Annotated in this window: 14 protein-coding genes; 12 read left to right on the forward strand and 2 right to left on the reverse strand. The window is 63.1% G+C overall.

Annotated elements, in window-relative coordinates:
* Positions 1 to 24 precede the first annotated feature (24 nt).
* The 7 genes from pyrE to era all read left to right on the forward strand — a co-directional run bounded on the left by pyrE (position 25) and on the right by era (position 4702).
* A complete protein-coding gene (gene pyrE, locus NKH89_RS28290; RefSeq protein WP_023719888.1) occupies positions 25 to 603 on the forward strand; it encodes an orotate phosphoribosyltransferase in 579 nt (192 codons plus the stop codon).
* A gap of 13 nt (positions 604 to 616) precedes the next feature.
* Entirely contained in the window at positions 617 to 997 is a 381-nt protein-coding gene (locus NKH89_RS28295; RefSeq protein WP_352481860.1) for a VOC family protein, read from the forward strand.
* Between the two features lie 233 nt (positions 998 to 1230).
* Entirely contained in the window at positions 1231 to 1812 is a 582-nt protein-coding gene (locus NKH89_RS28300; protein WP_352494847.1) for a DUF2062 domain-containing protein, read from the forward strand.
* Positions 1809 to 2222 carry a holo-ACP synthase gene (gene acpS / locus NKH89_RS28305; RefSeq protein WP_023719885.1) on the forward strand — a complete coding sequence of 138 codons (414 nt, stop codon included), beginning with the start codon at positions 1809 to 1811 and terminating at the stop codon, positions 2220 to 2222. Before NKH89_RS28300 ends, acpS begins: the two co-directional genes overlap by 4 nt.
* Positions 2223 to 2299: 77 nt before the next feature.
* On the forward strand, positions 2300 to 3049 hold the full coding sequence (gene lepB / locus NKH89_RS28310) for a signal peptidase I (RefSeq protein ID WP_023719884.1): 750 nt from the start codon (positions 2300 to 2302) through the stop codon (positions 3047 to 3049).
* Positions 3050 to 3053: 4 nt separating this feature from the next.
* Positions 3054 to 3779 carry a ribonuclease III gene (gene rnc, locus NKH89_RS28315; RefSeq protein WP_031194250.1) on the forward strand — a complete coding sequence of 242 codons (726 nt, stop codon included), beginning with the start codon at positions 3054 to 3056 and terminating at the stop codon, positions 3777 to 3779.
* Positions 3776 to 4702, forward strand: a complete 927-nt coding sequence (era, locus tag NKH89_RS28320; RefSeq protein ID WP_023719882.1) for a GTPase Era — start codon at positions 3776 to 3778, stop codon at positions 4700 to 4702. Before rnc ends, era begins: the two co-directional genes overlap by 4 nt.
* 48 nt (positions 4703 to 4750) lie before the next feature.
* On the opposite strand, the gene NKH89_RS28325 is transcribed toward era, so the two are convergent.
* Complete coding sequence (locus tag NKH89_RS28325) at positions 4751 to 6247, reverse strand: winged helix-turn-helix domain-containing tetratricopeptide repeat protein (protein WP_352910745.1); 1497 nt, start codon at positions 6245 to 6247, stop codon at positions 4751 to 4753.
* A gap of 105 nt (positions 6248 to 6352) precedes the next feature.
* Entirely contained in the window at positions 6353 to 7156 is an 804-nt protein-coding gene (locus tag NKH89_RS28330) for a CPBP family intramembrane glutamic endopeptidase (RefSeq protein WP_352910748.1), read from the reverse strand.
* Between the two features lie 348 nt (positions 7157 to 7504).
* On the opposite strand from NKH89_RS28330, the gene NKH89_RS28335 reads away from it, so the two are divergent.
* The 5 genes from NKH89_RS28335 (at position 7505) to NKH89_RS28355 (ending at position 13590) form a co-directional block, all read left to right on the forward strand.
* Positions 7505 to 8209, forward strand: a complete 705-nt coding sequence (locus NKH89_RS28335) for an antitoxin Xre/MbcA/ParS-like domain-containing protein (protein WP_352494848.1) — start codon at positions 7505 to 7507, stop codon at positions 8207 to 8209.
* A gap of 362 nt (positions 8210 to 8571) precedes the next feature.
* Positions 8572 to 9660 carry a porin gene (locus tag NKH89_RS28340; RefSeq protein ID WP_352481853.1) on the forward strand — a complete coding sequence of 363 codons (1089 nt, stop codon included), beginning with the start codon at positions 8572 to 8574 and terminating at the stop codon, positions 9658 to 9660.
* Between the two features lie 116 nt (positions 9661 to 9776).
* On the forward strand, positions 9777 to 10553 hold the full coding sequence (recO, locus tag NKH89_RS28345) for a DNA repair protein RecO (protein ID WP_023719878.1): 777 nt from the start codon (positions 9777 to 9779) through the stop codon (positions 10551 to 10553).
* 52 nt (positions 10554 to 10605) lie between these two features.
* Positions 10606 to 10782 carry a PaaI family thioesterase gene (locus tag NKH89_RS28350; RefSeq protein WP_023719877.1) on the forward strand — a complete coding sequence of 59 codons (177 nt, stop codon included), beginning with the start codon at positions 10606 to 10608 and terminating at the stop codon, positions 10780 to 10782.
* 84 nt (positions 10783 to 10866) lie between these two features.
* Entirely contained in the window at positions 10867 to 13590 is a 2724-nt protein-coding gene (locus tag NKH89_RS28355) for a DUF2339 domain-containing protein (protein ID WP_352910751.1), read from the forward strand.
* The last annotated feature ends 7 nt before the right edge of the window (positions 13591 to 13597 follow it).

The following is a 13597-nucleotide window of genomic DNA, read 5'->3' on the forward strand; positions in this document are numbered from 1 at the left end:
ATTCACCATGACATGGAGCGAACGATGAATACCGACGAAGTGCTGGGCATTTTCCGCGAGGCCGGCGCCGTTCTCGAAGGGCATTTTATCCTGACGTCCGGCCTGCGCAGCCCGGTCTTTTTGCAAAAGGCGCGCGTTTTCATGCATGCCGACAAGACCGAGCGCTTGTGCAAGGCGCTGGCCGAAAAGATCCGCGCTGGCGTTCCCGGCAGGATCGACTATGTCGTCGGCCCAGCGATCGGCGGGCTGATCCCGGCCTATGAGACCTCGCGCCATCTTGGTGCGCCGGCGATCTGGGTCGAGCGGGAAGGGGGCGAATTCAGGCTCCGTCGTTTCGAAATCGCCAAGGGGTCGCGCGTTGTCATTGTCGAGGACATCGTCACCACCGGCCTGTCGATCCGCGAGACCATCGACTGCCTGCGCGGCCTTGGCGCCGAAGTCGTTGCCGCTGCATGCATTATCGACCGCTCGGCCGGCAAGACCGATGTCGGCGTGCCGCTGATCGCGCTCGCCGAATACGAGGTTCCGGCCTATCCGGCCGACAGGCTGCCGCCCGAGCTTGCCGCCATACCGGCGATCAAGCCGGGCAGCCGCAATTTATAACGGAGCCGCCGCCGTGATCACCGGCATCGATCATTTCGTGCTGACAGTTCGTTCGGTAGACGATAGCTGCGCCTTCTATCAGCGCGTGCTTGGCTTCAAGCGCCTCGACGAGCCGGACCGACCAACGGCGCTGCTGTTTGGAACGCAAAAGATCAATGTGCATGAGGTCGGGCGCACCTTCGAGCCGAAGGCCAAGGCGCCGACTCCCGGCTCTGGGGATTTCTGTCTCGTTGCCGCCCGGCCGCTCACCGAAATATGCGCCAGCCTCGCGGCCAACGGCGTAGCCATAGAGGTCGGCCCGGTCGAGCGTATCGGCGCCCGTGGCCCGATGATGTCGGTCTATTTCCGTGACCCGGACGGCAACCTCGTCGAGGTCAGCGAGTATCGTTCCTGAGTGGCGCTCCTCAAATTCGCCGCGATCATGCCCTGTTCAGAATGGCGATACCCAAGGCTGCCGCAAGTGGCGACCGAGCGGATGCCGTCGGCCTCGTTGTTCTTCGGCTAGCACATCGCTATATCAAAGTCGTAGTTGCCTTTCGGTGACCGCAAAGCGCAGCATAGGGCTGTCGCGCCCCGGCTGGGAAAAGCCGGCGCGAAGCCATTGATGGAACTAGGAACAGGAACAGAGTGCTTTTTCGACGGCGCAAGCCTGATGGTTTTTTCGAGCGGGTGCGTACTTATTTGTGGCCGCGCCGCTCGTTCTCGCGCTCGCTGCGGTATTTTTCCAAGCGCATCCTGCGGCTTAGGGCCACGCCGCATGCCGTGGCCGCCGGTGTTGCGGCGGGCGTATTCGCGTCGTTTTTCCCGCTTGGCTTCCACTTCATCATTGCCGCCATGCTGTGCTGGCTGATCGCCGGCAATCTGGTGGCGGCAGCACTCGGCACGGTCTTCGGCAATCCCCTGACCTTTCCGCTGCTATGGGCCGCCTCCTGGGAGGTCGGCAAGCTGATCCTGCATGAACACCTGCCGGCGCATGGCCCACCCGCGCATCTCGGCGACATGCTGCATAATCTTTCCTTTGCGCAGTTGTGGGGACCGGTGCTTAAGCCGATGACCATTGGCGCAATACCGCTTGGCTTGGTTTTCGGCCTGCTGTTTTACGGCATTACCCGCTGGGGTATGGTCACTTTCCACGAGCAGCGCCGCAAGCGTCTGGCCGAAAGAGCCGCAAAGACCGGAAAAACCGGGCCGGAAGTTCCCGCCGAATGATTATCGGTATCGGCAGCGACCTCATCGACATCAGACGCATTGAGAAGTCGCTGGAACGTCATGGCCAGCGCTTCATCCAACGCATCTACACCGAGATCGAACAGGCGCGCTCCGAAAACCGCGCGGCGCGTGCGGCCTCCTATGCCAAGCGTTTCGCTGCCAAGGAGGCCTGCGCCAAGGCATTGGGCACCGGTCTGGCGCAGGGTGTGTTCTGGCGCGACATGGGCGTCGTCAACCTGGCCAGCGGCAAGCCGACCATGGCGCTGACCAACGGGGCGGCAGCGCGGCTGGACGAAATCCTGCCTGAAGGGCACCGCGCCGTGATCCACCTCACCATCACCGATGATTTTCCGCTCGCTCAAGCCTTTGTGATCATTGAAGCGTTGCCGGTCGAAGAAGCGCCACATTGATTGCATCTGACGACCGGCATGACGTTGCCCAGCGCGCGCCGAGACTCTATACCATCCAACGCACAATCGAGGACGACATGAGCGTGGCTGAAAAAACCCAGAAGAAATCCGGCGGACTTGGCGAAACCGTCAGCGTCATCGTCCAGGCCCTGCTGCTTGCGCTGGTCATCCGCACGCTCCTGTTCCAGCCGTTCTCGATCCCGTCCGGTTCGATGCGGCCGACTTTGCTCGAAGGCGACTATCTCTTCGTCACCAAATGGTCTTACGGCTTCTCCCGCTACTCGCTGCCGTTCGGGCCGAACATCTTTTCGGGCCGCATCTGGGGCTCCGAGCCGAAGCGCGGCGACGTGGTGGTGTTCAAGTTTCCGCCGGACCCTTCCGTCGACTACATCAAGCGCGTCGTCGGCCTGCCGGGCGACAAGATCCAGGTCAAGGATGGCCAGCTCTTCATCAACGACGTCGCTGTGCCACGCGTCAAGGTCGGGCAGATCGACAACCACGACATCACCGAGGAGAACGGGCCGGTCGATGTCTATCGCGAGACGCTGCCGAACGGCGTCACCTACGACACGCTCGACCTGACACAGGCTTCGATCGGCGACAACACCAAAGAGTTCAAGGTGCCGCCCGGTCACTATTTCATGATGGGCGACAATCGCGACAACTCGTCCGACAGCCGCTTCACCGTCGGCTTCGTGCCGGAAGAGAATTTGGTCGGCCGCGCCAACCTCATCTTCTTCTCGATCGGCGGCAGCGCCAGCCCGCTCGAAATCTGGAAATGGCCGTCGCAGATGCGCGCCTCGCGCCTGTTCCATTTCGTCAATTAGGACCATGGCGGCGACAAAACGGCTGACCGCTGATGCGCTCGCCGAGGCGCTCAAGGAGCGCACCGGCCACAGTTTTGGCGACCACCAACGCCTGCAGCGGGCGCTGACCCATGCCAGCGCTCGCGGCAGTCATGCCGGCATCGACTACGAACGCTTCGAATTCCTGGGCGACCGCGTTCTCGGCCTTGTCGTTGCCGATATGCTGCTGGCGGCATTTCCCGACGCTGCCGAGGGTGAGCTGTCGCTCAGATTGAACGCCCTGGTCAACGCCGAGGCCCTGGCGGAAATCGCCGAGGAGATCGGCCTGCCGGAACTCATTCGCGCCGGTTCGGACGTACGCGGCCTCGATGGGCGCAAGCGCGTCAATCTGCGCGCCGACGCACTGGAATCGCTCATCGCCGTGCTCTATCTCGACGGCGGGTTGGAAGCGGCCCGTGCCTTCATCCACAGGTACTGGCAACCGCGCTCACAAGCCATCGACGCCGCCCGCCGCGATGCGAAGACCGAACTTCAGGAATGGGCGCATCAGGCGGCAGGCGCGGTGCCGGTTTACATAATCGACAGCCGCGAGGGACCGGACCACGATCCGCTGTTCACCGTCAGCGTCAAGGTCGGCGCCTATCCGCCAGCGACCGGCAGCGGGCGCTCCAAGCGCGAGGCAGAGCAGGCGGCAGCCGCGGCACTTCTGCAGCGGGAAGGCGTCTGGCTCAATCAAGGGAGTGCCGCATGACCGCCACCGAAGCTCCGGCAACAGAAGCTCCCGCTACCCGCTCCGGCTTCGTCGCGCTGATCGGCGCGCCCAATGCCGGGAAATCGACGCTGGTCAACCAATTGGTCGGCGCCAAGGTATCGATCGTGACGCACAAGGTGCAGACCACGCGCGCCATCGTGCGCGGCATTGCCACCCACAACAACGCGCAGATCGTCTTCGTCGACACGCCGGGCATATTCAAGCCGAAGCGCCGGCTGGACACCGCGATGGTGACCACAGCCTGGGGCGGTGCCAAGGACGCCGATATCGTGCTGCTCTTGATCGATGCCGAGCGCGGCATCCGGGGCGATGCCGACGCCATCCTCGAGCGGCTGAAGGATGTCCGGCAGCCGATGGTGTTGATCCTCAACAAGGTCGATCGGGTCAAGCACGAGACGTTGCTGGCATTGTCGGCGGCAGCCAACGAAAGGGTGCCGTTCAAGCGCACCTTCATGGTTTCGGCGCTGACCGGGTCCGGCTGCAAGGACCTGCTCGACTATCTCGCCGAGACGTTGCCGGCCGGACCTTGGTACTACCCGGAAGACCAGATCTCTGACCTGCCGATGCGCCAACTCGCGGCCGAGATCACCCGCGAAAAGCTCTATCTCAGGCTGCATCAGGAACTGCCCTATTCCTCCCACATCGAGACCGAGAAATGGGAAGAGAAGAAGGACGGCTCGGTGCGCATCGACCAGACCATCTATGTCGAGCGCGACAGCCAGAAGAAGATCGTGCTCGGTCATAAGGGCGAGACGATCCGCGCCATCGGCCAGGCCGCGCGCATGGAAATATCAGGCATACTCGAGCAGAAGGTGCACCTCTTCCTGTTCGTCAAAGTGCGCGAGAACTGGGGCGACGATCCCGAGCGCTACCGTGAAATGGGGCTCGAATTTCCGCACTGAGCCTGTTTGGGCGATCCGCCGAGCGGCCTGTTGGCCGCCGCCTCAGGATTACCCAAGTGCCAGCGACACGCCGTCGGCAAGATGTTCGGCATCGGAGGCGTTTTCGAAGGGGATGCCCGTTCTTGCATAGTCGAGCGGCGAGAGATTGGAGCCGTCGGCGCTGATCAGCGCAGCCTGGCGCCTTGCCGCCTGCATCTCGCCCAGCTGAGCGTAACAGGCGGCAAGCCGGGTGCGGATCCATGGCCTCGGTCGCGTCGCCAGCTCCAGCGCCTCGGCAGCCGTGCGGTATTCGCCCAGCATGTATAGCGCGAGCGCGCGATCGTACTGATACCAATGAGGGTCCAGCGGGTTGATGCGGATGGCGCGTGCCAGCCAGGCGAGCGCGTCGAGCGGCCGGCAGCGCATCGTCAACAGATGCCCCATCTGCTCGATACAGTCCGCGTCGCCCGGATTGAGCTCGAGCGCGATGCGCAAGTGATGCTCGGCCGCCTCGTGCTCACGCATATTGAGCCGTACCAGCGACTGGATGCGGTGTGCCGTTGCCTGGTCCGGCGACAATGCGATGCCCCGGTCGGCCAGGTCGCGGGCCTTCGTCAGAACGGCGTCGCTGGTGGGTCCGAATTCGCTGTTAAGCACATGCGACAGCGCCAGATAGGTGTAAGCGAGGCCATAGGCCGGGTCTCTGACGATCGCCGCTTCGAAAAACGCTGCCGCTTCTTTCAGTTCGCTTTGCGCCGGATCGCGCAGCAAAGCGACGCCGCGCAGCACCAGTTCATGGGCGGCGAGGCTGGCTACCGGCTGCCGCGAGGCACGTTGCAGGCCGGCATTGTTCACCCGAACCACCAGCCGGCCGACGATCTTTTCGACGATCTCCTGCTGGATGGCGGACAGCCCGGCGTAATCGGCCTGGTAGCGATCCCCCCAGAGCTGGGAAGCGCTGGCTGCGTCAACGAGATTGACCGCACAGACGATGCTGTCTGCGTGCCGGCGCACCGAACCCTCGATGAGATAATCGGCGCCGATGCGCGAACGCACGACAGGCCATTCACTGGGCGAATATGAGGCAAACGAGAAGCTCGAATTGCGCGCCAGGACCGTCAGCGTGTCGAAGCGGGCGAGGCCGTTGATAATGTCTTCGGCAATACCGTCGACGATCGCTTCGTCGGCCGGATCGGCGCTGTCATTGCGGAACCTGAGCACCGCCACGATCGGCTGTGCGCCGGGTTCGGGCACCGGTTCGATTTCAGGGATCAGCATGTAGCCGCGCTTCGATACGGTCCGTATAGTTTCCTCGCCGAGCACCTTGCGGATCTCGCGAATCGACTGCGTCAGCGAATCCTCGGTGACGAAAACACCCGGCCAGACCGCATCCATCAGTTCCGACTTCGGCACCACACGGCCGATATGGCGGGCGAGATGCGTCAGCAATGCGTAGGCTTTCGGCCGCAGGAAGGCCGGCTGTTCGGCCCGGCCGAGCGTACCTTTGCCCAGATCGAGCGTGAAACCGCCAAACTGAAAAACCTGGTCAGTGGCCGAACCCGCCATCGAGACGGCCCGCTCCCTGAAGCCGTGCCTTTATTGGCCTACGGCTGGAGGGCTGGGTCAAGGTCTGTCGCCGCCGAAAGCGGCTTTTGATTTGGGCGCCGCAAATTAGACGGTGCCAGCGAGGGTGGGCTGCGTTGCCGACCTGCGGACGAAGCTTTCGGTACCGTAGAAGACAACGATGGCGACGGCAGCCACCGCCCAGATCGCAACACCGATCCATTGCTGCTGCACATGGTCGGCGTCGATGAACACCTTGCCCAGGAAGCGCACGCTGTTCTGATGGGTGACATGCATGAGAATGGCGAGAAGCACACTGCCGGTGTTCTGATAGAGCCAGGTGAACACCACTGCCGCCAGCACGACGTTGATCGTGCCGTAGACGCTGAGATCGCCGACCAGGCCGAGCGGAAAATGCCAGATTGCCCAGATCGCGCCGAGGATCAGGCTTCCGGCCAGCGCTGAATGGCTGGCCATCAGCCGCGGTGTCGCAAAGCCGCGCCATCCCGGCTCTTCGCCAAGCGGGCCGCTGAAGACCGCATACAGCGCGATGATCGGCAGTATCTCAGTGACAGCAGGAATGTTGCTCCAGACCGGCGTCGCCGAGCCGAACAGCGAATTGACCAGGATCGAGGCAAGCTGCGTGCCGAATGGCAGGCCGAATGCCACCAGATACCACAGCGGAGATACCCGCCACTTCACCACGGAAGCGAGAATGGCCTTGACCGAAGCCCAGCCTCCGGAAAGGGCTGCGACAACGAATCCGGAGACCATCGGGCCGAAGGTAAACCAGGGAATGCTATCGCCATTCGACAGGTAGAACGGGATGAAGGCAAACCAGCTCAGGGCAAGCGCCAACGAAAAGAAGGCAGCCAACTGATGCTGCCGCACCAGGTGCAGGAACGAAGTCATGTCAGTCCTCTCACGGGCAGATGACAATGAGAGGTCGCCGGGCTGCCCAATCGGTCGACTTGCATTTTTTACAGCCGGCCGAATCATTCCGGGAGGCTATGCGTGGACCACGTCGGTCGACCCGTTTCTTATTGGCACCGGCGCGACCCGAAATCCTGAGCGGGTTCTGAGAAATTTCCGATATTTCATGCAAAATCGGTCAGTTAGATCGGCTGGAGCACCTGCCGACACTGCGACCGTGCGTGGTTCCCGTTTGTCGTCTCTCCGTCATACACCCTGCCTATAGGCTGTGCGAAAGACCCGCTTCCGAGCAAACCGGAACAGGCGGGCAAACAGCCAGATTAGGACATGACCGGGACTTGGAATCGCATCGACCCCATCCGTCAGATCGAGTTTGCAAACGCCGTCGCTGTTGAGATCGAGCGCGTGCTGGCGCGGCAAGGCAAGGTGACGAACAGCGATGCGGTCGTCGCAGCGGGCAGGGTCGCCGGGGCCGTTGCCGCCGCCGTCGCCCTGCTTGCGCCGACCGACATCAGGGCGATCGACACCATGCAGGAAAGATTGCCCGGCATGGCGTCGCGGTTCGTGCGGATATTGGCGGCCGAAGCGACGGAACGCCGTACCCGGACGCCTCTGTCGACGGCGCACGAAGGCCAAGGGGCAGACATCCAACCCCTGGCCGGAACGGGCGACCTCGACGCGATGCGGGTCGAGGACTGGGCCGGTCGGGTCGCCGGGTCGACCTTCCTGCAGGAAAATCTCGGCATATCGCGCTCGACCCTGCATCGCTGGCAGCGGAGCGGCACGGTCGTTGCGTTGCGCACCGGTGGCCGCAAACATGTATTTCCTCTGGCGCAGTTCGTCGACGGCAGGCCGGCTCCGGGTATCAACGAAGTGTTATCCGCGATGCCCGATCCGCGGCGTGCCTGGTCGTGGCTGGTCGGCCCCGCGCCGGGCCTTGCCGGACGTATTCCCATTGAAATGCTCAAACAGGATCTGGTGGCGGAAGTCGTTCTTGCCGCACAGAACGCAGCGATGGCGAAGTTGGCTTGATTTTCGCCGCCAACGTTAGAAGTCTATTCCAAAAAATAACACGTAAAAGGAATGTCAACCGGACTATGACCGGTTTGCCGGCTAATGGAATAAGTATAGTTTCGTACAATTGTGACAATGTCTCGTTTGTGCCGGGAGCAAACGTGAAGAAAATATGAAGTGATATTTGTGCAACATGGATTTCTTCTGTTATACAAACATTGATTATTTTTGGAATCGTCATTGAGACTGGAATGCGGATGAGTATGTTCGCCGCCTGAAGAGGGGGTGCGGTGCGCGCCTTTTTCGACGTGGGTGAGGCGTTCAGCCGTTCAACCCATGAATCCAAAGCCATTTTTAACTTTGACTGGAGAGGTCAGAAAATGAATATCAAGAGCCTTCTTCTCGGCTCAGCCGCGGCATTCGTCGCGGTCTCCGGCGCGCGCGCCGCCGACGCTGTTGTGGTCGCCGAGCCGGAACCCGCTGAATACGTCAAGATCTGCGACGTCTACGGCGCCGGCTACTTCTATATCCCCGGCACCGAAACCTGCCTGCGCATCGGCGGCTATGTCCGCTATGACGCCAGCTTCGGCGACGGTGGCCGCGTTTTCGACGGCGCGACGACCCACGACCTTATGGACGGTGACGAACAGCAGACCTGGAACAAGAATGCCCGCTTCAATTTGAAGACGTGGACCGGCCAGGAAACCGAGCTCGGCACGTTGAAGACCTACACCGAGACCCGTTTCAACTTCGGCAATACCAAACACACCGTGAGCGGTGTTGATTTCAGCGTGCAGGACAACAAGGCGGTTACCCTGAACTTCGCCTGGATCCAGCTTGGAGGTTTCCGCGTCGGCAAGGATGAAACTGTCTATGATTCGTTCATCGGCTACGCCGGCAACGTCGTCCAGGACACCATCATCCCGTACGGCACCAAGGACACCAACCTGATCAGTTACTATTTCGACGGCGGTAACGGCTTTACGGCAGTCGCCTCGGTCGAAACAGGCTCCGGCGCTGACCAGTCGATCGACAGCTACGTTCCGTTTGTCGTCGGCGGCGTGAAATACAAGGGTGACTGGGGTGCGATCACCGCCGTCGGCGCCTATAACAGCACGTCGGAAGAATGGGCCGGCAAAGCTCGCCTCGACGTCAAGCCGATTACTGACCTGACCCTGTTCGTGATGGCGGGCTACGGCAGCGACGACAACGTCGCAAAGAACTTCTACAAGCCGTGGACTGGCAACTTTGCCGTCTGGGGCGGCGGCAGCTATGCCGTCAACAAGAAGACCTCTTTGAACGCCCAGGTCTCCTATACCGACGACAAAGACTTCGCCGTTGCGGCCAACGTCGCCTACACCATCGTTCCTGGTTACACGATCACCGCCGAAGTCGATTATTACGACAATTTCGATGCCGACGATGCCGACGCAATCGGCGGCATCTTCCGCTTCCAGCGCTCGTTCTGATCAAACGACGATCTCGCAAAAACGGCCCGTAGCGATACGCTACGGGCCGTTTTGGTTTGGCGGCGGATAAGTCGCTCATCTTGATTTCGCCATCGAACCGGTGACAAGCTCTGGTCATGGAATGGCGCGACGAGGGAATCATTCTCGGCACCCGCAAGCATGGCGAAACCAGCGCCATTCTCGAGGTGATGACACGTGCGCATGGCCGCCATCTCGGTCTCGTGCGCGGCGGCCGTTCGCGCAAGCAGCAGCCGGTCTTGCAGCCCGGCAACCGCGTCGACCTGTTGTGGCGGGCGCGGCTCGACGAACATCTCGGCACCTTCCAGGCCGAGGCCATCGAAATGAACGCCGCCCGGCTGATGGACAGCGCCGTTGCCGTTTACGGCTTGCAGACGATGGCCGCGCATTTGCGTCTTCTGCCCGAGCGCGATGCCCATCGCGGTCTCTATGAGACGCTCGCGGTCATGATCGCCCATCTCGACGATGCCGATGCCGCCGGCGAGCTGGTGGCCCGCTTCGAGCTGCTGGTTCTCGACGAACTCGGTTTCGGCCTCGATCTCAGCCAGTGTGCGGCGACCGGCACCAGGCAGGATCTTGCCTACGTCTCGCCGAAATCCGGCCGCGCCGTGTCGCGGGCGGCGGGCGCGCCGTGGCGCGACAAGATGCTGGCGCTGCCTGCCTTCCTGCAGCGCGGTTCGGGCCTGCGCGCCGATCCGGCGGCGATCGACGACGCCTTCCGGTTGACCGGCTTCTTTTTGACCCGCCATGTCTACGAGCCGCGCGGTATCGAACCACCCGGCGCCCGCGCCGGCTTCCTCGCCGCCTTGCGCAAGCATTATGCGGGCGGCAAGGCAATCGCCGGGGAAACCGCCGTCGGCGAAGCCATCAGGTGAGCGAAGTGGAACTCTACCCCGGCCGGGTTTCGCCGCTTGGCCTCGACATTATTTGACGCGGCCGATCACACCAGGGACCGGCGAGGTGGTGTGCGAGGGCAAAGTGGTGCACAAGGGCCGCACGCTGGCGGTTTCGGAAGCGGCGCTGAAGGATGCCAATGGCAAGCTGCTGGCTTTCGGCACCGAAACGTGCTCGATCTTTCCGGCGGCCAATCTGGCGGCACGTTGAATGGACCGGCCGTCTGGCCGCCGCATTTGAATGTCACTGAACATTGAATGTCAGTGACGACTGGCCTGGTTTGGGGGAACCGCCATGTTTGAAAGCCTGATTGGCCTCGTCGCCATCATCGCGCTGTTCGTCATCATTTCACGCCAGCAGCGCCGTATCGGCCTGATCGAGCGCGAGCTTGGCGCGTTGCGCAGCCTCGTGCTTTCGGGCGCGCCTGTCCTGCCGCCGCAAGCCAAGGAACCGGCTGCAAACGACAGCAAACCGGCGGATAGCGCAATCCCGCCGGCGGCGGCAGCCGACATGGCCGCATCGCCAGGGGCCGAGACCGCAGCGGTCGCATCAGCTGCAGAGGCAGAAGCCGATACCGCGGCGCCGTCCGCACCGGAGCCGGCGCAACCGGCGGCAGCGGCGAAAGCCGCCCGCCAATCCGACGTCGAAACGGCGCTCGGTACCCGCTGGGCGGTCTGGGTCGGCGGCATCGCGCTGGCGCTGGGCGGCCTGTTCCTGATCCGCTACACGATCGAGGCCGGCATTTTCGGGCCAGGCGTGCGGCTTTTCATGGCGGCGGCACTTGGGCTGGCGCTGGTCGGCGGCGGCGAGTTCATCCGGCGCACCGGCTTCAGGGTGCCGGTGCAAGGTGCCGCCGGTGCCTATATCCCGGCGATCCTGACAGCGGCCGGCGCCTTCATCCTGTTCGGCACGGTCTACGCCGCGTACAGCATTTACGGTTTCATCGGCCCGGCGCTCGCTTTCACGCTGCTCGGCGCCATCGGCGTGGCGACGATCGCGGCAAGCCTGGTCCACGGTCAGGCGCTGGCCGGCGTCGGCCTGCTCGGCGCCATGGTGACGCCGCTACTCGTCGCCTCGCAGGCGCCCAATCCGTGGGCGCTGTTTGGCTATCTGGCGATCGTGCTCGCCGCCACCGGCGTCATTGCCCGCATCCGCGACTGGAGGCTCTTGATGGCCGCAGCCTTCGTCGCCACGGGCATCTGGACCATCTTCTACATGACCGAAGCGCCGGGGACGAACCTTTCCGTCATCCTCTTTATCGACGTGGTGACACTGGCCGTGCTCGCCTTCGTTTGGCTTGGCCGTCGCAGCGAAGCGGTCGCCGACACCGGCTTCGACTGGCCGTCGATCGCGCCGGGGTTCTTCGTCGCTCTTTCAGCGCTGGCCCTGTTCGTCGATCCGGTCTTTGCCGCCGCCGGCGATGCCTTGCAGGGAGCAGCCCTTATCGTAGCCCTGGTGGCGATAGCGCTCTACCGGCCGCGAGCGCTTGCACTGCTGCACGCCGCCGGGCTGGCGACGGTGCTGGTCTATCTCGGCATCATTCCGCCGACCACGGTCGCCGCCGATTTTTCGGGCGGCGCTCTCGGTGTCGATGGCGTGCCGGTTGTGGGGTCTGATGCCTTGATGCTCAGGATCGGCATCGCGCTGGGCCTGGTCTTCATCGGCGCCGGCTTTTGGGCAGCGCGCCGTTTTGCGGCTCCTGGCTGGCTGCGCGCCGCCACATGGGCGGCCTGGAGCGCTGTCGCGCCACTGGTCATCCTGCTGGCGCTCTGGTTCACCTTCGGCAATCTCGACCGTGACCTTGCTTATGCGGCCGCAGCGGCCGTTTTGGTCGGGATCTTCGTCGCCGGCGGCGAATGGATAGCGCGCGGCGAAGCGCCGCCGCTGACCGGCGGCGCTGCCGTCTCCTTCGCGCTCGCCGGCGCGGCGATCGCCGGCCTGCTGATGCTGCACATGGCCTTTGGCTCCGGCTGGACAACCGTCCTGCTCGGAGCAGCCGCCGTTGTGCCGGCACTGGCGACGCGCTGGCGTAGCTATCCGGTGCTTGGCTGGATTTCGGTCGGTGCGGTGATCGCAGTGCTCGGCCGTGCCGCCTTCGACCCGACCATCGTCGGTGCCGAGTTCCTGTCGAAAACACCCGTGTTCAACTGGCTGCTGCTCGGATATGGCGTGCCGGCGCTCGCCTTCGGCTTTGCCGCCTGGCAACTCGCCCGCACAACCAATGGCCGGCCGCGCCTCGCCATGGAGGCCGGCGCCGCGCTGTTTGCTCTGCTCGCCGTTGCCATGCTGGTGCGTCATGCCATGCATGGTGGCGTCATCGACAGCGGCTCGATGACACTTGCCGAACAGGCGATTTATACGCTGATTGCCATCGGCGCCGGTGCAATCCTGGTCGCCATCGACATGCGCTCGCCAAGCTCTGTGCTGCGTTACGGCTCGATGGCTGCCGGGGTGCTCTCGGTCGCCTTCATCGTCATCCGGCATTTTGTGGTGCTGAACCCGCTGCTGACGGATGAATCGACCGGCGGCATTCCGGTGTTCAACCTTCTGTTCCTGGCCTATCTGTTGCCGGCAGTCGCGACAGGCGCACTGGCGCTCTATACCCGCGACAAGCGGCCGAAATGGTATGCGGCCATGCTTGCGGTTGTGGCGGCGGTGCTCGCCTTCGTCTATGCCACGCTGTCGGTCAGGAGGCTGTTCAAGGGCGAGTTCATCGGCCTGTGGAGCGGCCTCGGTCAGCTCGAGACCTATACCTATTCGGCGCTCTGGTTGGCCATCGGCGTGGTGCTGCTCACCGCCGGTGTCTGGCTGAAGTCGCAGGTGCTGCGCATAGCGTCTGCGGCGCTGATCGCGGTCGCCGTGCTCAAGGTCTTCGTCTTCGATATGTCGGAGCTGGAAGGCGTGTTGCGGGCGCTGTCCTTCATCGGCCTCGGCGCGGTGCTCATCGGCATCGGCTTGTTTTATCAGCGGCTGCTGACAAGGGCGGCGAAAGAAAAGCTCGAGACGAGCAATAGCTGACGATTTC

The sequence above is a fragment of the Mesorhizobium sp. M0923 genome (assembly GCF_040319365.1).
Lineage (GTDB): Bacteria > Pseudomonadota > Alphaproteobacteria > Rhizobiales > Rhizobiaceae > Mesorhizobium.

Bases quoted from the DNA above. Each gene is read 5' to 3' on its own strand.
- pyrE (WP_023719888.1), top strand. From the start codon at position 25: ATGAATACCGACGAAGTGCTGGGCATTTTCCGCGAGGCCGGCGCCGTT.
- acpS (WP_023719885.1), top strand. From the start codon at position 1,809: ATGATTATCGGTATCGGCAGCGACCTCATCGACATCAGACGCATTGAG.
- lepB (WP_023719884.1), top strand. From the start codon at position 2,300: ATGAGCGTGGCTGAAAAAACCCAGAAGAAATCCGGCGGACTTGGCGAA.
- rnc (WP_031194250.1), top strand. From the start codon at position 3,054: ATGGCGGCGACAAAACGGCTGACCGCTGATGCGCTCGCCGAGGCGCTC.
- era (WP_023719882.1), top strand. From the start codon at position 3,776: ATGACCGCCACCGAAGCTCCGGCAACAGAAGCTCCCGCTACCCGCTCC.
- NKH89_RS28325 (WP_352910745.1), bottom strand. From the start codon at position 6,247: ATGGCGGGTTCGGCCACTGACCAGGTTTTTCAGTTTGGCGGTTTCACG.
- NKH89_RS28330 (WP_352910748.1), bottom strand. From the start codon at position 7,156: ATGACTTCGTTCCTGCACCTGGTGCGGCAGCATCAGTTGGCTGCCTTC.
- NKH89_RS28335 (WP_352494848.1), top strand. From the start codon at position 7,505: ATGACCGGGACTTGGAATCGCATCGACCCCATCCGTCAGATCGAGTTT.
- NKH89_RS28340 (WP_352481853.1), top strand. From the start codon at position 8,572: ATGAATATCAAGAGCCTTCTTCTCGGCTCAGCCGCGGCATTCGTCGCG.
- recO (WP_023719878.1), top strand. From the start codon at position 9,777: ATGGAATGGCGCGACGAGGGAATCATTCTCGGCACCCGCAAGCATGGC.
- NKH89_RS28355 (WP_352910751.1), top strand. From the start codon at position 10,867: ATGTTTGAAAGCCTGATTGGCCTCGTCGCCATCATCGCGCTGTTCGTC.